Annotated in this window: 21 protein-coding genes; 20 read left to right on the top strand and 1 reads right to left on the bottom strand. The window is 68.0% G+C overall.

Features of this window, described 5'->3' with window-relative positions; all coding sequences use genetic code 11:
• The first annotated feature begins 37 nt into the window (after positions 1–37).
• The 20 genes from WFH44_RS09760 to nrdR all read left to right on the top strand — a co-directional run bounded on the left by WFH44_RS09760 (position 38) and on the right by nrdR (position 24,700).
• On the top strand, positions 38–1,732 hold the full coding sequence (locus tag WFH44_RS09760; RefSeq protein WP_336713662.1) for a peptidoglycan D,D-transpeptidase FtsI family protein: 1,695 nt from the start codon (positions 38–40) through the stop codon (positions 1,730–1,732).
• Positions 1,733–3,388 (top strand): UDP-N-acetylmuramoyl-L-alanyl-D-glutamate--2,6-diaminopimelate ligase, encoded by a 1,656-nt coding sequence (locus tag WFH44_RS09755; protein ID WP_442892892.1) that lies wholly within the window; start codon positions 1,733–1,735, stop codon positions 3,386–3,388.
• A gap of 6 nt (positions 3,389–3,394) precedes the next feature.
• Complete coding sequence (locus WFH44_RS09750) at positions 3,395–4,900, top strand: UDP-N-acetylmuramoyl-tripeptide--D-alanyl-D-alanine ligase (RefSeq protein WP_336713626.1); 1,506 nt, start codon at positions 3,395–3,397, stop codon at positions 4,898–4,900.
• Positions 4,897–6,006: a phospho-N-acetylmuramoyl-pentapeptide-transferase gene (mraY, locus tag WFH44_RS09745; protein WP_336713625.1), complete on the top strand. Its 1,110-nt coding sequence runs from the start codon at positions 4,897–4,899 to the stop codon at positions 6,004–6,006. The genes WFH44_RS09750 and mraY overlap by 4 nt, the downstream gene beginning before the upstream one ends.
• Positions 5,988–7,547, top strand: a complete 1,560-nt coding sequence (gene murD, locus WFH44_RS09740) for a UDP-N-acetylmuramoyl-L-alanine--D-glutamate ligase (protein ID WP_336713624.1) — start codon at positions 5,988–5,990, stop codon at positions 7,545–7,547. Before mraY ends, murD begins: the two co-directional genes overlap by 19 nt.
• Before the next feature lie 9 nt (positions 7,548–7,556).
• On the top strand, positions 7,557–8,861 hold the full coding sequence (ftsW, locus tag WFH44_RS09735) for a putative lipid II flippase FtsW (protein ID WP_336713623.1): 1,305 nt from the start codon (positions 7,557–7,559) through the stop codon (positions 8,859–8,861).
• Positions 8,862–8,920: 59 nt separating this feature from the next.
• On the top strand, positions 8,921–10,030 hold the full coding sequence (gene murG, locus WFH44_RS09730) for an undecaprenyldiphospho-muramoylpentapeptide beta-N-acetylglucosaminyltransferase (RefSeq protein WP_336713621.1): 1,110 nt from the start codon (positions 8,921–8,923) through the stop codon (positions 10,028–10,030).
• A complete protein-coding gene (gene murC / locus WFH44_RS09725) occupies positions 10,027–11,457 on the top strand; it encodes a UDP-N-acetylmuramate--L-alanine ligase (RefSeq protein ID WP_336713619.1) in 1,431 nt (476 codons plus the stop codon). Before murG ends, murC begins: the two co-directional genes overlap by 4 nt.
• The gene (locus WFH44_RS09720; RefSeq protein ID WP_336713618.1) at positions 11,457–12,701 is read left to right on the top strand and encodes a cell division protein FtsQ/DivIB; all 1,245 of its coding nucleotides are present in this window, start codon (positions 11,457–11,459) and stop codon (positions 12,699–12,701) included. The genes murC and WFH44_RS09720 overlap by 1 nt, the downstream gene beginning before the upstream one ends.
• A gap of 209 nt (positions 12,702–12,910) precedes the next feature.
• Positions 12,911–14,119: a cell division protein FtsZ gene (gene ftsZ, locus WFH44_RS09715; RefSeq protein WP_336713617.1), complete on the top strand. Its 1,209-nt coding sequence runs from the start codon at positions 12,911–12,913 to the stop codon at positions 14,117–14,119.
• Between the two features lie 29 nt (positions 14,120–14,148).
• The gene (locus WFH44_RS09710) at positions 14,149–14,853 is read left to right on the top strand and encodes a polyphenol oxidase family protein (RefSeq protein ID WP_336713616.1); all 705 of its coding nucleotides are present in this window, start codon (positions 14,149–14,151) and stop codon (positions 14,851–14,853) included.
• On the top strand, positions 14,850–15,614 hold the full coding sequence (locus WFH44_RS09705; RefSeq protein ID WP_336713614.1) for a YggS family pyridoxal phosphate-dependent enzyme: 765 nt from the start codon (positions 14,850–14,852) through the stop codon (positions 15,612–15,614). The genes WFH44_RS09710 and WFH44_RS09705 overlap by 4 nt, the downstream gene beginning before the upstream one ends.
• A 44-nt stretch (positions 15,615–15,658) precedes the next feature.
• Positions 15,659–16,192 (top strand): cell division protein SepF, encoded by a 534-nt coding sequence (locus tag WFH44_RS09700; protein WP_336713613.1) that lies wholly within the window; start codon positions 15,659–15,661, stop codon positions 16,190–16,192.
• Positions 16,193–16,264: 72 nt separating this feature from the next.
• Positions 16,265–16,555: a YggT family protein gene (locus WFH44_RS09695; RefSeq protein ID WP_262104244.1), complete on the top strand. Its 291-nt coding sequence runs from the start codon at positions 16,265–16,267 to the stop codon at positions 16,553–16,555.
• A gap of 146 nt (positions 16,556–16,701) precedes the next feature.
• Positions 16,702–17,388 (top strand): DivIVA domain-containing protein, encoded by a 687-nt coding sequence (locus WFH44_RS09690; protein ID WP_336713612.1) that lies wholly within the window; start codon positions 16,702–16,704, stop codon positions 17,386–17,388.
• Between the two features lie 130 nt (positions 17,389–17,518).
• Positions 17,519–18,160: a signal peptidase II gene (lspA, locus tag WFH44_RS09685; RefSeq protein ID WP_336713611.1), complete on the top strand. Its 642-nt coding sequence runs from the start codon at positions 17,519–17,521 to the stop codon at positions 18,158–18,160.
• Positions 18,153–19,088: an RluA family pseudouridine synthase gene (locus WFH44_RS09680; RefSeq protein ID WP_336713609.1), complete on the top strand. Its 936-nt coding sequence runs from the start codon at positions 18,153–18,155 to the stop codon at positions 19,086–19,088. Before lspA ends, WFH44_RS09680 begins: the two co-directional genes overlap by 8 nt.
• Positions 19,089–19,144: 56 nt before the next feature.
• The gene (gene dnaE, locus WFH44_RS09675; protein ID WP_336713659.1) at positions 19,145–22,687 is read left to right on the top strand and encodes a DNA polymerase III subunit alpha; all 3,543 of its coding nucleotides are present in this window, start codon (positions 19,145–19,147) and stop codon (positions 22,685–22,687) included.
• A 44-nt stretch (positions 22,688–22,731) separates the two neighbouring features.
• Positions 22,732–24,117: a histidinol dehydrogenase gene (gene hisD / locus WFH44_RS09670; RefSeq protein ID WP_336713608.1), complete on the top strand. Its 1,386-nt coding sequence runs from the start codon at positions 22,732–22,734 to the stop codon at positions 24,115–24,117.
• Between the two features lie 82 nt (positions 24,118–24,199).
• A complete protein-coding gene (nrdR, locus tag WFH44_RS09665) occupies positions 24,200–24,700 on the top strand; it encodes a transcriptional regulator NrdR (protein ID WP_336713607.1) in 501 nt (166 codons plus the stop codon).
• Positions 24,701–24,717: 17 nt separating this feature from the next.
• On the opposite strand, the gene ppgK is transcribed toward nrdR, so the two are convergent.
• The gene (gene ppgK / locus WFH44_RS09660; protein ID WP_336713606.1) at positions 24,718–25,533 is read right to left on the bottom strand and encodes a polyphosphate--glucose phosphotransferase; all 816 of its coding nucleotides are present in this window, start codon (positions 25,531–25,533) and stop codon (positions 24,718–24,720) included.
• Positions 25,534–25,552 lie beyond the last annotated feature (19 nt).

Raw genomic sequence — 25,552 nt, 5'->3', positions numbered from 1 at the left:
AACAGCCAAGCGGCTGCGGGCAGGGCTCGCCATCGTGATGGTCCTGCTGGTCATCCTCGGCGCGAGGCTGTTCCAGCTGCAGGGCCTGGATACCGCCGGGATGGCCCAGGCCGCCGTCGACAAGCGATTGCGCACGTCGGAGATTCCCGCGCTGCGCGGCGAGATCCTGGACGCGAACAATACTGTGCTCGCGCGCAGCGTGCAGCGCTTCGACATCGTGGTGGACCAGCGGCTGGTCGAGGACTTCGAACGGTTCAACCCCGAGACCAAGCAGCTGGAACAGGTCAAGATCGACGGGGAAATCAAGAAACTTGCCGGGATCCTCGGCCAGGACGTGGAGACGGTCAAGAAGGCCGTCGTCGGCGACCTGCCATTCAACTACGTGGCCAAATCGGTGACGCCGGACATCCAGGAGAAGGTGGAAAACCTCGCCTTCCCCGGGCTGCAGTCGCGCGAGACGACAACACGCAGCTACCCGATGGGCCAGGTGGCGGGTTCCATCGTCGGCTTCCTCGGTTCCGATGGCAGCCCCCTTGAGGGCATCGAAGCCACCCAGCAGAATCTGCTCGTGGGCAAGTCCGGGGAGCGGACCTTCGAGATCGGGGCCGACGGCATCCGCATCCCGGTCGCCACCAACGAGGAAACCCCTGCCGAGGACGGCCAAAGCGTCCGCCTGACGCTGAATGCCGACCTGCAGTGGTACGCCCAGGAAGCCATCGCGGCCCAGGTCAAGGAGTACGGCGCGGAATACGGCACCATCGTGGCCATGAATGCCAAGACCGGGGACATCATCGCCCTGGCGGACTCGGAAACGGTGGATCCCAATGATCCGGGGGCCACGAAGGACGGCATGCGGCAATCGCTCGCGGCGACCAGGGCCTTCGAACCCGGTTCGACGACGAAGATGATCACCATGGCCGCCGCCATCGAAGAGGGGATCACCACACCGACCACGAAGTACACGATCCCGCCGAAGTACACGGTGAATGACCAGACCTTTACGGACGCGCTGCCGCACGGCACCGAGACCCGCACTACGGCGGGCATCTTCGCCAAGTCGCTCAACACCGGCACGGTCATGATCGGCGAGCAGCTGACCCGCCAGCAGCGCTACGACTACCTGCGCAGGTTCGGTATCGGCGAGCAATACGACATCGGCATCCCGGGCACGACACCGGGCCTGCTGGCCCAGCCGGACCAGTGGGACGGGCGGCAGGAATTCACCGTGCTCTTTGGCCAGGGCCTGGCGCAGACGGCGCTGCACACCGCCGCTGCCTATGCCACGATCGCCAACGGCGGAGTGAGGATGAAGCCGCGCCTGATCGATGCCTACATCGACCCGGACGGCACCGAGCACGAAGTGGCGCGGGAAGAAGGCACGCGCGCGGTATCCAACGAGACCGCGGACCAGGTCCAGGACATGCTCGAGACGATGGCGAACCAGGGCGGCGGGCTGCCGGGTAAGGTTGAGGACTACCGGATGGGGGCGAAGACGGGCACGGCCGAGGCTCCTTCCGACGACGGCGGGTTCAGCGGCTACACCATCTCCTACGCAGGCATTGCTCCGATGGAGGATCCTGAGTACGTGGTGGTGGCGACCATCCAGCGGCCCAAGGGCGGCGTGTTCTCGCTGACCGCGGGGCCGGTCTTCAAGAAGGTCATGGGACAGGTGCTCAGCACGTACAACGTCCCGCCGTCCGACACCAAGCCGGTCAAACTGCCGCTCGAATAGATGATTCTGGAGAATTTTGTGAGCACCACCCCTCGTCCGCCGCGCCGTTCTGCCTCGCCCATGAGGCCCGAACTGGTCGAACCGGTCACTTTGCGCGCTCTGCAGGAGGCGCTGGCCGATGCGGGATTCCCGCCGCTCACGGCGTCGGACGGCGTCGACTGGGGGATCGAGGTCACGGGCATCTCCATGGACTCGCGCGGCGTCGAGCCGGGGGATCTGTATGTGGCGCTCGGCGGGGCCAACCGCCACGGGGCGGAGTTCGCCTCGCAGGTGGCGGCCGCGGGTGCCGCGGCGATCCTTACGGACGACGACGGCGTGCGCCTTCTGGAGGCATCGGACCTGGGCGACGTCCCGGTCCTGACCGCCGGCGGCCTCCGCGACCTGGTCGGACCGCTGTCGGCGCGGATCTTCGACAGCCAGCCGGCCGAGGCGCCGCGGCCCCAGCTCTTCGGCGTGACCGGGACCAACGGCAAGACCACGACGACCTACTTCGTCAACTCGCTGCTGAAGTCGCTGGGCAAGACCACCGGCCTGATCGGCACCATCGAGATCGTTGCCGGCAACGAGCCGATTCCGAGCGCCCTGACCACGCCGGAGTCACCGCAGGTCCACGGCATCCTCGCCCTGATGCGCGAACGCGGCCTCGACGCCGCGGCCATGGAGGTGTCCTCGCACGCCATCTCCTACCGGCGTGTGGACGGCGTGCGCTACGACGTCGCCGGTTTCACCAACCTCACCCAGGACCATCTGGACCTGCACGGCAGCATGGAGGACTATTTCCTCACCAAAGCCAAGCTGTTCACGCCCCAGCGGGCCCGCCGGGCGGTCGTCTGCGTGGACGACGAATGGGGCCGGCTGCTGGCCGGCAAGTCCGAGGTCGAAACCGTGACCTTGGCCACGCAGGGAGGCCAGGAGGCGGACTGGTCAGTCCGCGCGGTCGAACGCGTGGGCTTGGGGCACAGGTTCGAGCTGCACGGACCGGGGGACCAGGTGCTGAAGGCCCGGACCGGCCTGCCGGGCAGCTTCAACGTCTCCAACGCGGCGCTGGCCCTGGTGATGCTGCTGGCCTCCGGGGTTGAGGCCGCGCGGCTGCAGCACGCCCTCGACACGGCCGACCCGCTGACGGTGGAGGTGCCGGGGCGGATGCAGCTGGTTGGCGCCGAGCCGGCCGCCATCGTCGACTTCGCCCACAACCCGGACGCCCTGGAACGCACGCTAGCCTCCGTGCGCCGCCCGGAAGAGGGCTCCAGGGTCATCATCGTTTTCGGCGCCACCGGCGAACGCGACCAGACGAAACGCCCGCTGATGGGCGCGATCGCGGCGCGGCTCGCCGACGTCGTGATCGTCACGGACGACGACCCCCACGGCGAGGACGAACAGACCATCCGCAGCGGCGTGCTGGCCGGTGCCGAGGAGGCCGTCCGGACCGGTGCGCTGGCAACCGAGGTGCTGGAAGTCTTCCCACGTGGGGAGGCGATTGAGCGTGCTGTGGCGATGGCCGCGCCGGCCGACACCGTACTGGTCGCCGGCCGTGGCCACGAGGTCTTCCAGGAGGTCAAGGGCGTCAATCTGGAACTCGACGACCGGGTGGAACTTCGCCAGGCGTTGCGCCGGCATGGATTCTCTGCCCTTGGCGCCGAGGCGGTAGAGTCCTAGATCGTCATGATTGAACTTACTGCAGCCGAAATCGCGGCAATGACGGGCGGCCGCCTCACGGGCGAGCCGGTGGATGGCTCGGCGGATACCGCGTCGGTAACGGTGGATTCCGCCGTGACCGATTCGCGCGAGGCCGGCCCCGGAAGCCTGTTCGTAGCCAAGCCCGGGGAGAGCACTGACGGCCACCGTTTCGTGCTGCCCGCCTTCGGCTCCGGAGCCGTGCTGGCCCTGACGGAGCGGGAAGTGACGGACGACGGCGGCCGCGTCCTTCCGCAGGTTGTCGTGCCTGACGCGGTGGAGGCCATGGGTGCCATCGCCGCCGGCATTCTCGAGCGGCTGCGGGCGAATGGTCCGCTGGATATCGTGGGCATCACCGGCAGCGCCGGCAAGACCACTACCAAGGACCTGCTGGCCGGCATCCTGGCCCAGGCCGGTCCGACCGTTGCTCCCGTTGGCTCCTACAACGGCGAAGTCGGGGTCCCGCTCACCATCTTCAACACTGACTTCGACACCCGGTACCTGGTGGTCGAAATGGGCGCGACGGGAATCGGCCACATCACCTACCTGACGGACATGGTGAAGCCGCACACCGGCGTCGTTCTCTGCGTCGGTTCGGCCCATGCCGGGGAATTCGGCGGGGTGGAGAACATTGCGCGCGCCAAGGGTGAACTCGTCGAGGCGCTGCAGCCCGAAGGAACCGCCGTCCTGAACGCGGACGATCAGCGGGTGCGGGCCATGAGCTCCCGGACCTCGGCGCACCAGCTCTTCTTCACCGCGGACGACGGATTCACCCCTGAAGCTCCCGAAGCGCAGGTCATCCGGGCCACCGGGCTCGGGACCACGGGCGCCGGCCACCCCGAATTCACCCTGGTGTTCCCGGACGGGACGCACAAGCACGTCCGCTCCGGCCTGATCGGCAGCCACCACGTGGCAAACCTGCTCGCGGCGGCCTCGGCGGCCTGGTCGCTGGGCATCAGCGCCGACCTGATCGCCTCCGGCCTGGAGGGCCGCGGTCCGGCCAGCCGGTGGCGGATGGAACGCACCGAACGCGCCGACGGCGTCACGGTCATCAACGACGCCTACAACGCCAACCCGGAGTCCATGCGCGCCGCGCTGCGGACCCTCGCCGAACTGGGGCGGGGCGAAGGCCGGCGGACCTGGGCGGTGCTCGGCGAAATGCTGGAGCTCGGCGATGAATCCGTGCTCGAGCACGACGCGATCGGCCGCATCGTGGTGCGCCTGAACATCGCCCGGCTGATTGTGGTCGGTTCCGGGGCGAAGGCCATGCACAACGCGGCGGTGATGGAAGGGTCCTGGGGCGACGAGTCGATGTTCGTCGAGACGCCCGAGGACGCCTACCGCGTGCTGCAGGAAGAACTGCTGCCCGACGACCTCGTGCTCTTCAAGTCATCCAATGGAGCCGGACTTCGGTTCCTCGGCGACCAGGTGGCCCAGGGTGGCGCCGGTGAGGCCGGTTCGCAGCCTGCAGAGGAAGAAGGCCTGCCCGCATGATCGCCCTGCTTATCGGCTCGGCTTTATCGCTGGTGCTGGCCCTCGTTGGCACGCCCCTTTTCATCAAACTGCTGGTGCGCCGGGGCTACGGCCAGTTCATCCGCGATGATGGACCGACCTCGCACCACACCAAGCGCGGCACGCCCACCATGGGCGGCGCGGTCATCGTGGCGGCAGTGATTGTCTCCTATCTGCTGACGCACCTGGTCGAATGGATGATCAGCCCCTCGCACACGGGGCCCACGGCGTCCGGCTGGGTGCTGCTGCTGCTCATGGGCGGCATGGGCCTGGTCGGCTTCGCGGACGACTTCCTGAAGATCTCGAACCAGCGCAGCCTCGGCCTGCGGGCCTGGCAGAAGATCGTCCTGCAGGGCATCGTCGGCGTGGCCTTCGCCATCCTCGCCCTCAATTTCCCGAACGAGGCAGGGCGGACGCCCGCGTCGATGAACATCTCGTTCGTGCGGGACATCCCGTGGCTTGACCTGGCCTTCGCCGGAACCGTGCTGGGCGCCATCCTGTTCGTGATCTGGTCGAACCTGATCGTCACCGGTGCCACCAACGGCGTGAACCTCACCGACGGCCTGGATGGGCTGGCCGCGGGTGCTTCCGTCATGGTATTCGCCGCCTACATGCTGATGGGCATCTGGCAGTTCAACCAGACCTGCGGCTCCGTCAAGGTGCCGGGGGAGGTGTGCTACGAGGTGCGCGATCCGCTGGACCTGGCGCTCCTGGCGGGTACCTTGATGGGCGCGCTCGTCGGCTTCCTCTGGTGGAACACCTCGCCGGCCAAGATTTTCATGGGAGACACCGGTTCACTGGCCATCGGCGGGGCGGTGGCGGGCTTCGCCATCCTCTCCCGCACCGAGCTGCTGCTGGTGGTGCTGGCCGGCCTGTTCGTGCTGATCAGCCTGTCGGTCATCATCCAGGTGGTCTATTTCAAGCTCAGCGGCGGCAAGCGGGTCTTCAAGATGGCCCCGCTGCAGCACCATTTCGAGCTCAAGGGATGGGCCGAGGTGACGGTGGTGGTCCGCTTCTGGATCATCGCCGGGCTGTGCGTGGCCGCCGGACTGGGTATCTTCTACGCGGAATGGGTTGTGGGACTGTGAGCACGCACGGAAGCCGGCTGGATGCCCTGAGGACGTGGGACGCCGATTGGGCGGGCCTGCGCGTCGTCGTGACCGGCATCGGACTGAGTGGTTTCTCCGCCGCGGACACGCTGATCGAACTCGGCGCCAGGGTCGTCGTAGTCGACGGACGCGATTCCGAGGAGAACCGTGCCAAGGCGGACACGCTGGACATCGTCGGCGCGCGGCAGGTGCTGCTGGGCGGTCCGGCCGCCGACACCCTGCCACTGGTGGACGGGGAGCCGGCCGAACTCGTTGTGACCTCGCCGGGCTGGAGCCCGGAGCAGCCGCTGCTGGCCGCCGCGGCGGCCGCCGGCATCCCGATCTGGGGGGACGTCGAACTGGCGTGGCGCGTCCGTGAGAAGGCTGGCCGCAAGACCGCCGAGTGGCTGGCCATCACCGGCACGAACGGCAAGACCACTACGGTCGGCCTGACGGCGTCGATGCTGCAGGCCGCGGGCCTCAGGGCGATCGCCGCGGGCAACGTGGGCACGCCCATCCTGGATGCCGTCAGGGACCCCGAGGGCTACGACGTAATCGCCGTCGAGCTGTCCAGCTTCCAGCTGCACTGGTCGCATTCGCTTTCGCCGCTGGCCAGCGTGTGCCTCAACGTAGCCCAGGACCACGTGGACTGGCACGGTTCGTACGAGAACTACCTGGCGGACAAGGCCAAGGTCTACGCCAACACCCGGGTTGCCTGCGTCTACAACGCCGAGCAGCGGGAAACCGAGTCGATGGTCGAAGAGGCGGACGTCGTCGAGGGCTGCCGGGCCATCGGTTTCACCACCGGCATGCCCGCGATCAGCATGGTGGGCGTCGTGGAGAACCTGCTGGTGGACCGCGCCTTCATTGAGCAACGCAAGGACTCTGCCGCCGAACTCGCCGCCATCTCCGACCTGGGCGACGTGGCGCCGCGGCACCTGGTGGCGAACGCCCTGGCCGCGGCGGCGCTCGTTCGGGCGTACGGCGTCGAGCCCGCGGCGGTGCGGGATGGCATCCGGAATTTCGATCCCGGCGCGCACCGGATCCAGAAGGTCGCCGAACGGCATGGAGTGCTGTGGATCAATGATTCGAAGGCCACGAACCCGCATGCCGCATCCGCCTCCCTGGCGGCCTTCTCGTCGGTCGTGTGGATCGCGGGCGGCCTGTCAAAGGGCGTGGACTACGCCGAACTCGTGTCCTTGCACGCGCCCAGGCTGAAGGCCGCCGTCATCATCGGAGTGGACAGCGCCGACCTTCTGGCGGCACTGGAACGACACGCGCCCGATGTCCCGGTAATCGCGGTCCCGCCGCGAGAGACTGAGAGCGAGCAGCCTGGCGGGAGCGGACAGGCGCTGGCGGGCGGCGATCTGATCATGGCGCGCGCGGTCGAGGCCGCAGCGCAGATCGCCTCCGATGGCGACACCGTGCTCATGGCTCCCGCGGCTGCTTCGATGGATCAGTTCAGGTCCTATGCCGACCGCGGCGACGCGTTTATTGAAGCCGTCCGCGGACTTGGGGAAGGACCGGCACAGACCGGATAAGGAGTACTGATGGTCACCACGCCTACCCGGGGCTCGTCCCGGAAGCCGGCGTCGAAGCCAGGGGCAGGCAATGCCGCGGCGTCGGCCGGCGGGCAGCGGCCTTCGGCTCCGCCCCGGCAGCCGCGCGCGGCGTGGCTGGTCAAGGCGAAGGTCCTTCTGGACCGGGCGGACGGCGCGGACCGCGAGCCGTCGGGGTTCAGCTATTACCTGATCCTGGGATCGGCGCTGGCACTGACCGCGATCGGCCTGCTCATGGTGCTCTCGTCGTCCGCGGTGGAATCGATTGCCGAGGGCGCCTCGCCCTTCGACCTGTTCATGAAGCAGGGCCTCTTCGCCGCGGGCGGCATCATCCTGATGCTCGTGCTTTCCCGGCTCAGTATTCCGACATACAAGAAACTTGGCTGGCCGGCGCTGGGACTCTCGCTCGCGCTGCTGGTGCTGGTGTTCACGCCGCTCGGCGTCAACGTCAACGGCAACCGGAACTGGATCCAGCTCGCGCCGGGGGTTACCGCCCAGCCCTCGGAGGCCGCCAAACTGGCCCTCGGCCTGTGGATCGCGTGCATCCTCGTCCGCAAGGGCCCGCTGCTGCACGAGTGGAAGCACCTGGTGGTGCCCGTGCTGCCGGTTGGCGGACTGGTGGTCCTGCTGGTTTTGGCCGGGAACGACCTCGGCACCGCCATGATCATCATGCTCATCGTGGCCGGCGCCCTCTTCTTCGGCGGAGCGCGGATGAAGCTGTTCGCCATCGCCGGCGCCACCGCGGTGGCGGGCGTGCTGCTCCTGGCGATCACCAGCCCCAACCGCGTGGCACGCATCACCATGTGGCTGGACCAGAGCTGCGACGATACGACCGGGCTGAACATGCAGTCCTGCAACGGCCTCTTCGCCCTGGCCTCCGGCGGCTGGTGGGGAGTGGGCCTGGGCCAGAGCCGGCAGAAGTACAGCTGGATTCCCGAGGCACACAACGACTACATTTTCGCCATTATCGGCGAGGAGCTGGGACTGCTCGGCACGCTGGTGGTGGTCGCGCTGTTCGGCATCCTCGCCGTCGCCATCGTCCGCACGGTGATGCGCCGCGACGATCCGTTCGTGCGGATCTTCGGCGGGGCCATCATGGTGTGGATCATCGGGCAGGCCTTCGTCAACATGGGAGTGGTCACGGGACTGCTGCCGGTCATCGGCGTGCCGCTGCCGTTCATCTCCTACGGCGGGTCGGCTTTGACCATCACGCTTGCCGCCGTGGGGGTACTGTTGTCCTTTGCGCGGCCGGACGCCAAACGGGCCGCGCAGGCAAAAAAGGTCCAGCGGGCCTGAACCGCTCGTGGCCGCCCCGCAAGATTTTTTCCCGAAACAGAAGGTACCCAAGCACCAAGATGAACTCCCCGAACCTTTCCGTGGTTCTCGCCGGCGGCGGCACAGCCGGGCATATCAGCCCCCTGCTCGCTATCGCCCGGGCCATCCGGACCGATGATCCCGAGGCGCACATCCTGGCGGTCGGCACCGCGGCCGGCATGGAAACCCGCCTGGTCCCCGCGGCAGCTTTCGAGCTGGCGACCATCGAGCGCGTCCCGATGCCGCGGCGTCCCTCGCTGGACCTGTTGAAGCTTCCGTTCAAGTTCGCGGCCGCCGTCAGGCAGGCCCGTGGAATCATCGAGCAGGCCGGTGCGGACGTCGTGGTCGGCGTCGGGGGCTATGTCAGTACTCCCATGTACATCGCCGCGCGCCGGGCCAAGGTGCCGATGGTGATCCACGAAGCGAATGCGCGGCCTGGGCTGGCCAACCGCGTGGGCGCCCGGCTGACCCAGCATGTCGCGGTGGCGTTCCAGAGCACCCGGCTCCCTCACGCCGCCTGGGTGGGGATGCCCATGCGCACGGAGATCTCCTCGCTGGACCGGGCCGCCCGCCGGCCCGGCGCGCGCGAACGGCTGGGACTGGCGGCGGACAAGCCCACCCTGATCGTCACCGGCGGCTCTTCCGGGGCCGCCAGCATCAACCGCACGATCGGCGGCGCGCTCCGGGCGCTGGCGGACGCCGGGATCCAGACCCTGCACATCACGGGGCGGGGCAAGCAGCAGCTGGACGCGGCGGGTTCCCCGTTGAGCGCACCCGGCTACAAGCAGGTCGAGTATGTCGACGGCATGGAGGATGTCTACGCCGCGGCGGACCTGCTCCTGGCCCGGGCCGGTGCCGCTACCGTCTGCGAAGTGGCCGCCGTCGGACTGCCCGCGGTGCTCGTGCCGCTGCCGCACGGCAACGGGGAGCAGGCACTCAACGCGGCGGACCTGGTCGGGGCCGGCGGGGCCGTCCTCGTCCGGGACCAGGACTTTACCGCGGAATGGGTCGAGGTCAACGTGCCGGCCCTGCTCAAGGACCCGGCCAGGCTGGAGGCCATGGCGGCCGCCGGACGCGTCCTGGGCATCCGGGACGCGGACCAGCGCATGGCAAAGATGGTCTTCGAGGCCGCAGGGGAGGGGAACCGGTGAAAGCCGCAGACTTCCACACCACCACGAGGCTGGCCTTCGAAGACCTGGGACGGGTCCATTTCATCGGCATCGGCGGGGCCGGCATGTCCGCCATCGCCCGGATCCTGCTGGCCCGTGGCGTGGCCGTCTCCGGTTCCGACAGCAAGGACTCGCGCACACTCCGGCAGCTGCAGGAACTCGGCGCCGTGGTCCACCTTGGCCACGACGCGGGCAACGTCGCCGGCGCAGACACCGTGGTGGTCTCCACCGCCATCCGGCCGGACAACCCCGAGCTCCAGGCGGCCGTCGCCGGCGGGCTGAACATCATCCACCGCTCCGTTGCGCTGGCGTCCTCCATGGGGTCGCAGGAACTGATCGCCGTGGCCGGAACGCACGGCAAGACAACGACGACGGCGATGGTCACCGTGATGCTGCAAAGCGCCGGGCGCGCGCCTTCCTTCGCCATCGGCGGCGACGTTGCCGCGCTGGGCGTCAACGCCGCCCACGGCAGCGGCGGAATCTTCGTGGCCGAAGCGGACGAGTCGGACGGGTCCTTCCTGAACTACCTGCCGAAGACCATCATCGTGACGAACGTGGAAGCGGACCATCTCGACTACTACGGCTCGGCCGAGTCCGTCTATGCCTCGTTCGACAGCTTTGCCGCGCTCCTGCCGCGGGATGGCGTGCTGATTGCCTGCCTCGACGATCCCGGGGCCCGCGCCCTGGCGGAGCGCTTCCGCTCCAGCGGCACGGGACAGCGGATCGTCGGCTACGGCTACGCCGAGGACGCGGACGTGCGCATTCGGGACAGCCGCTTCGATGCCGCCTCCAGCACCAGCACTCTCGACTTCGACGGCGGCACCCAGGAGCTGAGGCTGCAGGTTCCGGGCGAGCACAACATCCGCAATGCCGCTGCTGCCTTCGCGGCCGGGCTCGGCGTCGGGCTGGAACCCGAGGCCGCCGCCGCCGGGCTCGCCGGCTTCACCGGGGCGGCCCGCCGCTTCGAGGCGCGCGGTGAAGCCGGCGGCGTCCGGGTCTTCGACGACTACGCCCATCACCCCACCGAGGTCGAGGCCGCACTTCGGGCGGCCCGCCGGGTGGCCCAGGGCCATCAGGTCCATGTGCTGTTCCAGCCCCACCTGTTCTCCCGGACCCGCGAGTTCGCCGCCGACTTCGCCAAGGCGTTGTCGCTCGCGGACAGCGTTGCCGTGCTGGACATCTACCCGGCCCGCGAGGACCCCATCCCGGGCGTCACCAGCGAGCTGATCACCGAGCGGATGGACACGTCGGGTGGCTACGAGCCGGACCCGGAACACGCCGTGCTGGCCGTTGCCGGGCGCGCGCAGTCCGGCGACATCGTGATGACCATCGGGGCAGGGGACGTCACCCAATACGGCCCGCGGCTTGTGGAGGACCTGGCCCACCGGACAGTGGACGGCCGCCACTGATGGCGGTCCGGAAGCCGCGCAAGCCCGCCACGCCAAAGGGTGCTCCGGGTTCCGCCGGCGCCGGCGCCGCATCTCGGCCGGCCCGGCTGGCGGCGGATTCCGGCAGCCGGCGGCCCGCGGAGTCCGAGAAGCGCAGCAGCGAGGGGCGCCGGAATCCGGAAGCCGCGCAGCGTTCCTCCGGCCCGAGCGGCACCGGGCACGCGCCAATCGGGGCGGAGTCCGGCAGCGTCCGGATCAACTCGGGCAAGGTCACGGCCATGGGCGTGAAGGACAGCACGGCGACGAGCGCCACTAAGGCGCTGCCCGAGCCCCCTGAAGGCAGCCGCGGCAGGACCGGCGGCGGCTGGCGGGCCCTCGATTGGGGGAAATCGCTCCGGGAACCGGGGAAGGACGCCGGCGGACGCCGCGGCGGCCCCGGAGGACCTGCGGCCGACGGCGGGACTGTACCCGGGCGCAGCCGACCTGCCGCCAAGGCCACCAGGCAGCGCAAGGCCGTGACGGCGTCGTCCATGGACGACGCAGCACGGACGGTCGTGGCGTTCCCCGAGTCTCCCAAGCGGAAACTGCGCCGACGGCTGCTGATCGGCGGTGCCACCGCGGTAGTCCTCTTCGCAGGGCTGCTCGCTGTGCTGGTCTTTTCGCCGGTGCTGGCGGTCCAGACGGTGAGCGTCAGCGGGACGGACCTGACCCCGAAGGCACAGGTCGAGGCTGCCCTCGAGCCGCTGAAGGGCAAGCCGCTGCCGCAGGTCAGCGACAAGGAGGTCAGGGCCCTGCTGAGCGGGTTCCCCGCAGTGCACGATGTCGCCGTCGAGGCGAAGCCGCCTTCCGAGCTCGGCATCAAGGTGATCGAGCACCCGCCGGTGGCGCTGCTGGAGACCGGCAAGAAGTTTGCCCTGGTCAACTCGGATGGCAAGCGGCTGGCGGCGGTCGGGAAGCGGACGGACGTTGAACTCCCGCTGATTGACGACAGCACGGCGGCCGACGACCGGGAGATCTTCCGGACGTTGACGACGGTCCTGGGTGCCTTGCCGCAGGATGTGCTGGCGGAGCTGGAGCATGCCTCCGCCAAATCCGTGGACTCCGTCGAGCTGCAGCTGACCAACGGCAAGAAGGTCGTCTGGGGCAACGCAGACCAGTTGGACTTGAAGGCGAAGGTCTTCGAAGTGCTGCTGAAGGCGGAGGAGCCGGAGGGCGGTATTACGGTGTACGACGTGTCGACACCCACGCGGCCGGTCACGAGATGAGCAATAGAAACGCAGTTGGACGACACGCGGAGGCCGGTCATTGCATGAGGGCAATGATGCCAATAGCGTCTCGGAATAGAAGTAGCTTGACATAACTCTAACCCTCAACCTGAGAGTTAACGTTATGGCCAGGCGAACCGATGGGCTGGCGGCTCGCTCCGGCCTGGAGGACAAGACCAGAGCAGAGATTCGAACAAGGGACACAGGACGTGGCAGCACCGCAAAATTACTTGGCCGTCATCAAGGTCGTCGGCATCGGCGGCGGTGGCGTGAACGCCGTCAACCGGATGATCGAGGTGGGACTCCGCGGAGTCGAGTTCATCGCGATCAATACAGATGCTCAGGCCCTGCTCATGAGCGACGCCGACGTCAAGCTCGACGTCGGCCGTGAACTTACCCGGGGCCTCGGCGCCGGGGCGGATCCGGAGGTCGGCCGCAAGGCAGCCGAGGACCACGCCGAAGAGATCGAGGAAGTCCTGCGCGGCGCGGACATGGTGTTCGTGACCGCCGGCGAGGGCGGCGGCACGGGCACCGGCGGGGCGCCGGTCGTGGCCCGCATCGCCCGTTCGCTCGGCGCGCTGACCATCGGCGTGGTCACCCGGCCGTTCACATTCGAGGGGCGCCGCCGGTCCAACCAGGCGGAAAGCGGCATCGAGACCCTGCGGGACGAAGTCGATACGCTGATCGTCATCCCGAACGACCGGCTGCTCTCCATCAGCGACCGCAATGTCTCCATGCTGGACGCCTTCCGCTCGGCGGACCAGGTCCTGCTCTCCGGTGTCCAGGGCATCACCGACCTCATCACCACGCCCGGCCTGATCAACCTCGACTTCGCCGACGTCAAGTCCGTCATGCAGGGCGCAGGTTCGGCGCTGATGGGCATCGGCTCGGCCCGCGGGGAGGACCGCGCGGTCAAGGCGGCGGAGCTGGCCATCGCCTCGCCGCTGCTCGAGGCCTCCATCGACGGCGCGCACGGCGTGCTGCTGTCGATCCAGGGCGGCTCCGACCTCGGCCTGTTCGAGATCAACGAGGCGGCCCGCCTCGTCCAGGAGGTCGCGCACCCGGAGGCCAACATCATCTTCGGCGCCGTGATCGACGATGCGCTCGGAGACGAAGCGCGCGTGACGGTCATCGCCGCCGGCTTCGACCAGGTGGACGTCACTTCCGCGGCCCAGCCTGCCCACAGGCCGGCTGCCGCTGCCCCGGCTGCGCCCTCCGTGCCGCCGTCGCAGCCCGCCGCGGAGCCGGTCGAGGCGCAGGCCGCATCCAGCGCGGCCAGGTCGTGGGGCCACGGCGGTTCGCGCGGCTACGACCTGCCGGCCGACGCCGGATTCGACGTGGACCTGCCGGCCGTCGTCGAGCCGGACCTTGCCGCCGGCCGCGCCGATGACCTGGACGTTCCCGACTTCCTGAAGTAGGAGGTCTGCTGCACGGAGGAGGGCCGGGAATGTTCTGGTGGCGGGAACAGGTCGACGATGGCTTGTGGGTCGGGTTCACCGACAGCACTGCCGGAAACCTGGCGCTGCACGTCGGCGACGATCCGCAGACGGTGCGGCGGCATCGCCGGGCCCTTGAGTCTGCCTTGGGGATCGGCGACGGCGGCCTGCGGTTCATGAACCAGGTCCATTCGGCCAACGTCGGGACGGTCCGCCCCATGGAGCCGACTGAGGGTCCCGCCGAGCTCGACGCGCTGGTGGCCCCCGGCGGCGATGTGCCGCTGGGGGTTATGGTCGCGGACTGCCTTCCGGTGGTCTTCACGGCTGTTGCCGGCCATGGGCATGCGACCGCGGTGGCCCACGCAGGCCGCCGCGGCCTGCTGGACGGCGTCCTTGTCAACACGGTCCGGCGGCTGGAGGCCGCAGGCGGCTCCGGTGTCCGTGCATGGATCGGCCCGGCCATCTGCGGGCGGTGCTACGAGGTGCCGGCCGCCATGCAGGAGGAGGCGGCGGCGGCCCTGCCCGGGCTGCGCTCCGTAACATCCTGGGGTACGCCGGCCCTGGACCTTCCCGCCGCAGCCGCCGCCCAGCTGGCCTCACTGGGCGTTGCGGTGCAGCGGGTCGACGGGTGCACCCTGGAGCACCCGGAACTCTTCTCTTATCGAAGGGACCACGCCACCGGCCGGTTTGCCGGCCTTGTCTGGACGGAAGCATGACGGACGCAGAACGGAAAGACCAGCTCGCGGCGAACCTGGCGCGGGTACGGGAGAGGATCGCGGCGGCCGCTGCCCGGCGGTCCGGACCGGCCCCCGAACTGATCGTGGTCACGAAGTTCTTCCCGTCGTCGGACGTTGCCGCGCTGGCGGAACTCGAGGTCCGGGACGTCGGGGAGAACCGGGACCAGGAAGCCGCCGCGAAAGCCGCGGAACTGGAAGCCGTTCCGGCTGCGGCCGGCTTGCGGTGGCACTTCATCGGCCAGCTGCAGACGAACAAGGCGAAGTCGGTCGTGCGGTACGCCTACGCGGTCCACTCGGTCGACCGGTTGTCGCTGGTCAAGTCGCTCTCCAAGGCGATGGCCGCGGAGCAGGTCCGGCGCGCGGAACAGGGCGGCCAGCCGCGAAAGGACCTGCTGGTCCTGCTCCAGGTGGATCTGGAGAACAGGACGGTGCAGGGGGATGCCGGATCCTCGGGGCGCGGCGGAGCCTGCCCGGAAGAGATCGGGGCTCTTGCGGCGGCGGTGTCCGAAGCCGACGGCCTGGAACTGGGCGGGCTGATGGCCGTCGCGCCGCTGGGCGCGGATCCGGCGGAGGCCTTCTCGCGGCTGATGCAGTATTCGGCCGAGCTGCGCCGGACGCACCCCGCGGCAGCGATGGTTTCGGCGGGGATGAGCCAGGACCTCGAAGCGGCCGTCGCGGCCGGGGCGACACACCTGCGTGTCGGGTCAGATGTGCTCGGACCGCGACCGCCCGTGATGTAGCGTTTTGGCAAGAGCAGTGGTGAAGACAGGATTAGGAGCAGACCATGGCTGGCGCCTTGCGCAAGACAATGATCTACCTCGGGCTCGCAGACGGTGACGAGCAGTACGAGCCCGAGCAGAATGAGCCTGCCAGCAGGGAACTACCGGCCAGGGTCGAGGAAGCTCCCGAGCCTGCGCGCGAGGAGCGCCGGGCCGAGAATCCGCCTGCTCCCGCCAAGCCGGCCGCTGCCGAAGAGTACCGTGCCCCGGTGACGCCCATCAAGCGCGCCCCATCATCCCGCGAGGAGTCGAACGTGCTGCGTCAGATCACGACGGTCCATCCCCGCTCCTACAACGATGCCAAAGTCATCGGTGAGAGCTTCCGCGACGGGATTCCCGTGATCATGAATGTTACGGACATGGGGGAGGCGGACGCCAAGCGGCTGGTCGATTTCTCGGCCGGCCTGGTGTTCGGGCTGCACGGAAGCATCGAGCGGGTCACCAACAAGGTATTCCTGCTCTCGCCGGCGACCATGGAGGTGCTGGGCGAGGACAAGAAGGCCAGCGAGCAGCAGGCCACCTTCTTCAACCAGAGCTAGCGCCGGACGCTGCCGCTGAGGCAGTATTCGTGAAGTACCTGCACCTTCAACGCTAGGAATCGTGGAACCGGCGTGTCCATCATCTTTGTCCTGCTCTATCTCGTCCTCATGCTGTTCCAGCTGGCGCTGATCATCCGTATCGTCTTCGACGTCGTGCAGACCTTTGCGCGCCAATGGCGTCCGAGGGGTGTCGCGTTGGTCACCGCCTCCGGTATCTATGCTGTAACGGACCCGCCGCTGAAGGCGCTGCGCCGGATGATTCCGCCGCTGCGCATCGGCGGTTTTTCACTGGACCTGGCATTCCTGGTCCTCTTCATCGTGACCAGTATTGCGCTGGCAATCATCGCCGGTCTGGCGCGCTGACACGCGGTTATGCTTCGGTGCTGAAAAGTTATACGCTGATTTTCAGAGGCAGTGAATGTAACGTGTCAGGGAATCTTTTCGCTACCGTTGTCATGAACGCGTTCGCATGTATTCGTGATCTACAAGAACCAGTATGAGGTGACCACATGGCTCTGACGCCTGAAGACGTTGTCAACAAGAGGTTCCAGCCGACTAAGTTCCGTGAAGGCTATGACCAGGACGAGGTCGACGACTTCCTTGACGAAATTGTCGTAGAGCTGCGCCGGTTGAACCAGGAAAACGACGAGCTGCGCAAGAAGCTCGCCGAGGCCACCTCAGGTAAGCCGTCGACGGCCAGCGTCCCCGCTCCGGTTGCCGCCGCGCCGAAGGTCGAAGAGCCGGTGAAGGAAGAGCCGAAGGAGCCGGTCAAGGAAGAAGCCAAGGCCCCGGCACCCGCACCTGCCCCCGCCACCGCACCGGCGCCGGCGGTATCCGCGCCGGCTGCCGCCGCTGCGCCCTCCGGCCACGCGGCCACTGCCGAGTCTGCCGCCGGCGTGCTGGCCATGGCCCAGAAGCTTCACGACGAGTACGTCAACGCCGGTGTGGAACAGCGCGACAAGATCATCGCGGAAGCGCAGATCGAAGCCAGCACCCTGGTCAACGACGCGCAGGAGAAGAGCCGCAAGACCCTCGGCGCCCTCGAGCAGCAGAAAGCCGTCCTCGAGCGCAAGCTGGAGCAGCTGCGCGGATTCGAGCGGGATTACCGTTCGCGCCTGAAGGCCTACATCGAAGGCCAGCTGCGGGACCTCGAGGCGCGCGGTTCTTTCGCGACGCCTGACATCAAGGATTCCTAGACCACTGCGAATGTGAGCGCCGTGCCGCGGGCATGGATGCAAATGGCCGGTGCCGGGGCTGCCCCTGACACCGGCCATCGCCGTACTGCCGCTACCGTCCCAACCCGCCGCCCTGCCGCTCGAAGGAACCATGTCTGAACCAATCCCCGCCGACCAGCCGCCTGCCAGCAGCAGCGGCGGAACCGCCCGCCCTCCGGCGGGAAAGAGCGGCGCCGCGCGTTTCGTACTGATCCTGGCAGCTTGCGCCGCCTTTGCCTACGGCCTTGACCAGGCGACCAAGGCCTGGGTGGTCGGAACGATGTCCGAGGGAGACATCATTCCGGTCCTGCCGCCGCTGCTGCACTGGCACTTCATCCGCAACTCGGGGGCCGCCTTCTCGATCGGCGAGGACTACACCTGGGTCTTTACGATCATCATGTCGGTGGTCGCGGCCGCCATCGTCTTCTACGCGGGCCGCATCCGGTCGCTCTGGTGGTCTGTGGCGCTGGGCTTCCTGCTGGGCGGGGTGCTCGGCAATCTCACGGACCGCCTGTTCCGTGAGCCCGGCTTCGGCATCGGCCATGTCGTGGACTTCATCGCCCTGCCTAATTTCGCCATCTTCAACATCGCCGACTCCGCGATCGTCGGCTCGGTGATCCTCTGGTGCCTGCTGACGCTGCGCGGCATCGGCATGGACGGCCGGCGGGTCAAGAGCGGGAAGGACGGGGACGGCGCCGACGGATCGGGCCGGGACCGCCCGCAGGAGCCGTCCCAGGGGCAGGACAGTGCCTGAGCAGACTTGGGCATTCACCCTCGGGCCGGAGACCGCCGGCAAACGGGTGGACGCCGCCCTCGCGCAACTGCTGGGGATCTCCCGCTCCTCGGCGGCGGCCTGGTGCAGCAACGGCCACGTGACGATCGCGGGGCGCGTCATCGGCAAGTCCGAGCGGCTCCCGGATCACGGCGAGCTGCGCGTCAGCCGCCCGGAGGAACGTGACCCGCTGGCCGTCGTCGTTGAGGACGTGGAGGATATGAAGATACTTGGTGACGAGGACGACTTCGTCGTTATCGACAAGCCCGTCGGGGTCGCGGCCCACCCGTCGCCCGGCTGGGTTGGGCCGACCGTGGTCGGAATCCTGGCGGCACGCGGGTACCGGATCTCGACCTCCGGGGCCGCCGAACGCGCAGGCATCGTCCACCGCCTCGATGTCGGCACGTCCGGGGTCATGGTGGTGGCAAAGACGGAACACGGCTACACCCTGCTCAAGCGTGCCTTCAAGGACCGCACAGTGGACAAGGTCTACCATGCCCTGGTCCAGGGCCTGCCCGATCCGCTGGAGGGGACCATCGATGCCCCCATTGGCAGGCACCCCGGCTACGACTGGCGGTTCGCCGTCGTCGAGGACGGACGGCCCTCCGTGACGCACTACAAGGTCCTGGAAGCCTTTGGGCGGGCAACCCTGGTCGAGGTCCATCTGGAAACCGGGCGGACCCACCAGATCCGCGTGCATTTTTCCGCCCTGCGCCACCCGTGCGCCGGGGACCTGACCTACGGGGCCGATCCCAAGCTGGCGGCCGAGCTCGGCCTGACCCGGCAGTGGCTGCATGCCAAGAGGCTCGGCTTCACGCACCCCGGCACCGGCGAGTGGGTCGAATACGAAAGCGGCTACCCGGCCGATCTCGCCTATGCTGTCGAGGCGCTGGCCGAGCATCGGGTCTGATGGCGAGGCGGCTCGGCCTTACCCGGGCCGCCGCCTAGAATGTTTTGGTGGCAACAGTGACTAGCTCTAAAACCGGTTCCGGAAACTTCGTACATCTGCACAACCACACCGAATACTCGATGTTGGACGGCGCCGCCCGCCTGACGGACCTGTTCGACCATGCGAAGGAACTCGGCATGGAGTCCGTGGCCACCACGGACCACGGATTCGTCTTCGGCGCCTTCGACTTCTGGAACAAGGCCCGGAATGCCGGTGTGAAGCCCATCATCGGCGTCGAGGCGTACCTGACGCCGGGTACCGCCCGGCAGGACAAGACCCGTGTGCGGTGGGGTGACGGCGGCCGCAACGACGTTTCGGGTGCCGGCGCCTACACGCACATGACCATGTGGGCGGAAACCACCGAGGGGATGCACAACCTCTTCCGGATGTCCTCGCTCGCCTCGCTCGAGGGCTACCTCTACAAGCCGCGCATGGACCGCGACCTGCTGCAGACCTACGGCAAGGGCCTCATCGCCACCACCGGCTGCCCCTCCGGCGAAGTCCAGACCAAGCTGCGCCTGGGCCTCTACAAAGAGGCGGTGCAGGCGGCATCGGACTTCCGCGACATCCTCGGGACGGAGAACTTCTTCTGTGAGCTGATGGACCACGGCCTGGACATCGAGCGCAACGTCCAGGCGGACCTGATCAAGCTGGCCCGGGAGCTGAAGCTGCCGCTGGTGGCCACGAACGACCTGCATTACACACACGCCGAGGATGCGAAGTCGCACGCGGCGCTGCTGTGCGTCCAGTCCGGCTCGACGCTCGCGGACCCCAAGCGCTTCAAGTTCGACGCCGACGAGTTCTACCTGAAGTCGCCGGCCGAGATGCGCGCCATCTTCAGGGACTACGAAGAGGCATGCGACAACACGCTGCTGATCGCCGAGCGATGCAACGTAGAGTTCAACACCCAGGCCAACTACATGCCGCGCTTCCCCTGCCCGCCGGGGGAGAACGAGGAATCCTGGTTCATCAAGGAAGTCGAAACCGGGCTTCACTACCGTTACCCGGACGGCATTCCCGACGAGGTGCGCAAGCAGGCCAACTATGAAATCGGCGTCATCTCGCAGATGGGCTTCCCGGGCTACTTCCTGGTGGTGGCGGACTTCATCAACTGGGCCAAGAACAACGGCATCCGCGTGGGCCCTGGACGTGGCTCGGGCGCCGGTTCCATGGCCGCCTACGCCATGCGGATCACGGACCTGGACCCGCTTAAGCACGGGCTGATCTTCGAGCGGTTCCTGAACCCGGACCGCGTGTCCATGCCCGACTTCGACGTCGACTTCGATGATCGGCGCCGCTCCGAAGTGATCAGGTACGTCACGGAGAAGTACGGCGACGAACGCGTGGCCATGATCGTCACCTACGGCACCATCAAGGGCAAGCAGGCCCTGAAGGACTCGTCACGCGTGATGGGTTACCCGTTCTCCGTGGGGGAGCGGTTGACCAAGGCAATGCCGCCGGACGTCATGGGCAAGGGCATTTCCCTGCCGGACGTGCACAATCCGGACGCCGCGCGCTACGGAGAGGCCGAGGAGCTGCGCGAGCTGCTCAAGTCCGACCCCGACTCGGCCAAGGTATTCGAGACGGCCCTGGGCCTGGAAGGGCTGAAGCGGCAGTGGGGCGTGCACGCCGCCGGCGTCATCATGTCCTCCGACCCGCTGATCGACATCATCCCGATCATGCGCCGCGAGCAGGACGGCCAGGTCATCACGCAGTTCGACTATCCGACCTGCGAGGGCCTCGGCCTGATCAAGATGGACTTCCTCGGGCTGCGGAACCTGACCATCATCTCGGACGCCCTGGAGAACATTAAGCTCAACCGCGACGAGGACCTGGTCCTGGAAGACCTGGACCTCGATGACAAGGCGTCCTACGAACTGCTCGCCCGCGGCGACACTCTGGGCGTCTTCCAGCTCGACGGCGGTCCCATGCGTTCGCTGCTGAAGCTGATGCGACCGGACAACTTCGAAGACATTTCCGCGGTGCTGGCGCTGTACCGTCCCGGTCCCATGGGCGCCAACGCGCACACCAACTACGCGCTGCGCAAGAACGGGCTGCAGGAGATCGTTCCGATCCATCCCGAGCTGGCCGAACCGCTGGAGGACATCCTCGGCGGCACCTACGGCCTGATCGTGTACCAGGAGCAGGTCATGGCCATCGCGCAGAAGCTGGCCGGCTATTCGCTGGGCCAAGCGGACATCCTGCGCCGCGCGATGGGCAAGAAGAAGAAATCGGAGCTGGACAAGCAGTTTGCCGGCTTCTCCCAGGGCATGAAGGACAACGGCTATTCCGACGCCGCCGTCAAGACCCTGTGGGACATCCTGCTCCCATTCTCCGACTACGCGTTCAACAAGGCCCACTCGGCCGCCTACGGGGTGGTCTCCTACTGGACGGCGTACCTGAAGGCGCACTATCCGGGCGAGTACATGGCCGCGCTGCTCACCTCCGTCGGCGACGACAAGGACAAGCTGGCGATGTACCTGAACGAGTGCCGGCACATGGGCATCACCGTGCTGCCGCCCGACGTCAACGAATCGAGCGTCAACTTCACTCCCGTCGGCAAGGACATCCGCTTCGGCATGGGCGCCGTCCGGAACGTTGGCGCAAACGTCGTCCATGCGATGGTCGGCGCCCGCGAGGAGAAGGGGCATTTCGCCAACTTCAGCGATTTCCTGCAGAAGGTCCCCGCCGTGGTCTGCAACAAGCGGACCATCGAATCCCTGATCAAGGCCGGCGCGTTCGATTCGCTCGGGCATCCGCGCCGTGCACTGGCCATGGTGCACGAAGAGGCCGTGGACTCGGTCATCGTGCTTAAGCGCAACGAGGCGGCAAACCAGTTCGACCTCTTCAGCGCCTTCGACGACGGCGGCGAGGCCGGCGGTGCGCTGGCGGTGGAGATTCCCGACCTGCCGGAGTGGGAAAAGAAGGACAAGCTGGCGTTCGAGCGCGACATGCTCGGCCTGTATGTCTCCGACCATCCGCTGCAGGGGCTCGAGGGCCTGCTCAGCCAGCACGCGGACATGTCCATCACGTCGGTGATCAGCGAGGAGGGACCGGCCGACGGTTCCATCGTCACCATCTCCGGCATGATCACCTCCCTGCAGCGCCGGATCGCCAAGAACAGCGGCAACGCCTACGCCCGCGCGGAGGTCGAGGACCTGGGCGGCTCGATGGAGGTCATGTTCTTCGGGCAGGTCTACGGCCCGATCTCCTCGATCCTGGCCGAGGACCTGATTGTGGTGGTCCGTGGCCGCCTGCAGCGCCGCGACGACGGCGCCGTCACCCTCAACGCCCAGGAACTGACGGTTCCCGACCTGAGCGATGGCCATTCCGGGCCGGTCGTGATTTCCATGGCCAGCTTCAAGGCCACTGAAACCATGGTCTCGTCGCTCGGGGATGTCCTGCGTACCCATCCGGGGACCACCGAGGTCCAGGTGCGGCTGAACAGCTCGCGCAAGATCGAAGTTATGAAGCTCGGCGTGGACCTTAGGGTCAACCCGACCCCTGCGCTGTTTGGCGACCTGAAGATCCTGCTCGGACCCGCTTGCCTCGACGTGTGACGCGGCCATCCGGGCTGGGTCCCGCGCTTACGTAGAATAGAACCGTGACTGCTGCGACCAACTCCGAATCATCCTTCGCCCTGCCCGTCCTCGACCTGCGCGGGCGGCGGCTCGGCCCGGCCGAACTGAAGGCCGCCATGCCGCGGGCCGAGACCACGTTCGATGTGGCCTCGCACGCGGTGGAAGAGATCATCGGCAGTGTCCGGAGCCGCGGCTTCGAAGCCCTGGCGGAGCTGGCCCAGCGCTTCGACGGCGTCGAGCAGTCGCACCCGAAGGTTCCCGCCGAGGCACTGGAAGGGGCCCTGGCGGCACTGGATCCCGCGGTCCGGGCCGGGCTCGAGGAATCGATCGCCCGCGCCAGGACCTTCGCCGAGGCACAGAAGCCGGCGGACGCCGTCGTCCCCATCGCCGACGGCGCCACGGTGACGCACAAGTGGGTGCCGGTGGCACGCGTCGGACTCTATGTCCCGGGCGGACTGGCCGTCTATCCCTCGTCGGTCGTGATGAATGTCGTTCCTGCGCTGGCCGCCGGCGTCGGGTCGATCGCCCTGGCCTCGCCTCCGCAGAAGGATTTCGGCGGCCTGCCGCACCCCACGATCCTGGCCGCAGCGCGGCTGCTGGGCATCGACGAGGTCTATGCGATCGGCGGCGCCCAGGCGGTCGCGGCCTTCGCCTACGGAGTACCGGCCAATGACGCCGGGCCCGCGCTGGAACCGGTGGACGTCGTCACCGGCCCGGGCAACGTTTTCGTCGCCACCGCAAAGCGGCTGGTGAAGTCCGTCGTGGGCATCGACGCCGAAGCCGGGACCACGGAGATCGCGATCCTCGCGGACGAGACCGCCAACCCGGCTTTCGTCGCCGCGGACATGATCAGCCAGGCGGAGCACGACCCGCACGCGGCATCCGTCCTGGTCACGGACTCGGCCGCCCTGGCCGACGCCGTGCGCGCCGAGCTGGCCGTCCAGGCGGCGGCCACCCGGCACGCGGGGCGGGTGGCGCAGGCGCTGACCGGCCCGCAGTCGGGCATCATTTTCGTGGACGACGTCGAACAGGGCATCGCGGTGTGCGACGCCTATGCTGCCGAACACCTTGAGATCCACACGCGGGATGCGGCCGCCGTGGCCGCGAGGATCCGCAACGCCGGTGCGATCTTCGTCGGCGACTACAGCCCGGTTAGCCTCGGTGACTACTGCGCCGGCTCAAACCATGTGCTGCCCACCAGCGGAACGGCCACCTTCGCCTCGGGCCTGAACGTCACGACCTTCCTCAAGGCGGTGCAGATCATCGACTACGGGCGTGCCGCACTGCAGGAGGTCGGCGGGCACATCGTGGCCCTCGCGCAGGCCGAGGACCTGCCGGCCCACGGCGACGCCGTGTCGGTCCGGTTCCGGGACGGCGCGGCAGCCGCGGCGCAGCCTGCCGTCCGGTAAGTTACCCAAAGCCTGCCGCTGTGATCCATCCCAGCGGCTTTAACGATGGGTCCGCCGGTGCGGGCCAGGAAGGGAGTGCGGCGTGTACTGTCCGTTCTGCCGCAATGCGGATTCGCGCGTCGTCGACAGCAGGTTGACCGAGGACGGCTCGGCCATCCGCCGGCGCCGGCAGTGCTCGGAGTGCGGTCGGCGCTTCACGACGCTGGAGACGACCAGCCTGAGCGTGGTCAAGCGCTCCGGCGCCGGCGAGCCGTTCTCGCGGACCAAGGTGATCAACGGCGTGCGGAAGGCGTGCCAGGGCCGGCCGGTGACGGATGACGACCTGGCCCTCCTCGCCCAGGAGGTCGAGGAGACCGTCCGTGCCAGCGGCGCGGCCGAGATCGACGCGCACCAGGTCGGCCTGGCGATTCTGGGTCCGCTGAAGAAGCTGGACCTGGTGGCGTACCTGAGGTTTGCCAGTGTCTACCAGGGGTTCGAGTCCCTTGAGGACTTCGAGTCGGCTATCGGCCAGTTGCGGTCGGAGACCGAGGCCGCGGCGAAGGCGGCGCCGTCCGGCAAGCAGCGCCCGCTCACCGCGCGTTAGGCGCTGCCTGGAACCGGCTACTTGCGGTAGTTGAAATGGTGCGCGGCCTGCAGGGCGGCGCCGACGATGCCCGCGTTGTTCTTGAGTTCGGCGGGCACGATCTCCGTGGCCAGCTTGAGCTTGGGCAGGAAGTCCTCGCTGCGCTTGGAGATTCCTCCGCCCACGATGAAGAGTTCGGGGGAGAACAGGAACTCCACGTGGGAAAAGTAGCGCTGCAGGCGCACGGCGTATTCGTCCCAGTCGAGGCCGTCGCGCTCCCGCGCAGTGGCGGAGGCCTTGGTCTCGGCGTCGAAGCCGTCCACCTCGAGGTGCCCCAGCTCGACATTCGGGACAAGCTGTCCGTCGAAGATGAAGGCGGAACCGATACCGGTGCCCAGCGTGATCACCAGCACGGTGCCACCGCGCCCTGCGCCCACGCCGAAGCGCGCCTCCGCGAGTCCGGCGGCATCGGCGTCGTTGATGACCTGGACTTCGCGTCCGAGGCGCTCGCTCAGCAGCCTGTCGACATCCGTCCCGATCCAGCTCGGGTCCACGTTCGCGGCTGAGAGCGCCACGCCGTGACGGATGATGGCAGGGAACGTCACGCCCACGGGGGCATGCGGCGGCGGCCCCTCGGGGCGCGCGGAGAGTTCCTCGACGAGGGCGGCGACCACGTCGGCGACGGCCTCCGGGGTCGATGGCTGGGGCGTGTCCAGCCGGACACGGTCCCCGACCAGCTTGCCCTTCTTCAGGTCGACGATGCCGCCCTTCGTGCCGGTGCCCCCGATATCGATACCGAGGACGGACCGGGCAGCCTTCTTGGCGGCCTTCCGCCCATCGTCTTTCTCGCCCATGAATGCTCCGTCCGTGGTC

The organism is Arthrobacter sp. USHLN218 (genome assembly GCF_037144715.1).
Classification (GTDB): domain Bacteria; phylum Actinomycetota; class Actinomycetes; order Actinomycetales; family Micrococcaceae; genus Crystallibacter.
The sequence above is the reverse complement of the archived record's forward strand: the minus strand, read 5'-3'. Positions and strand labels throughout refer to the sequence as shown.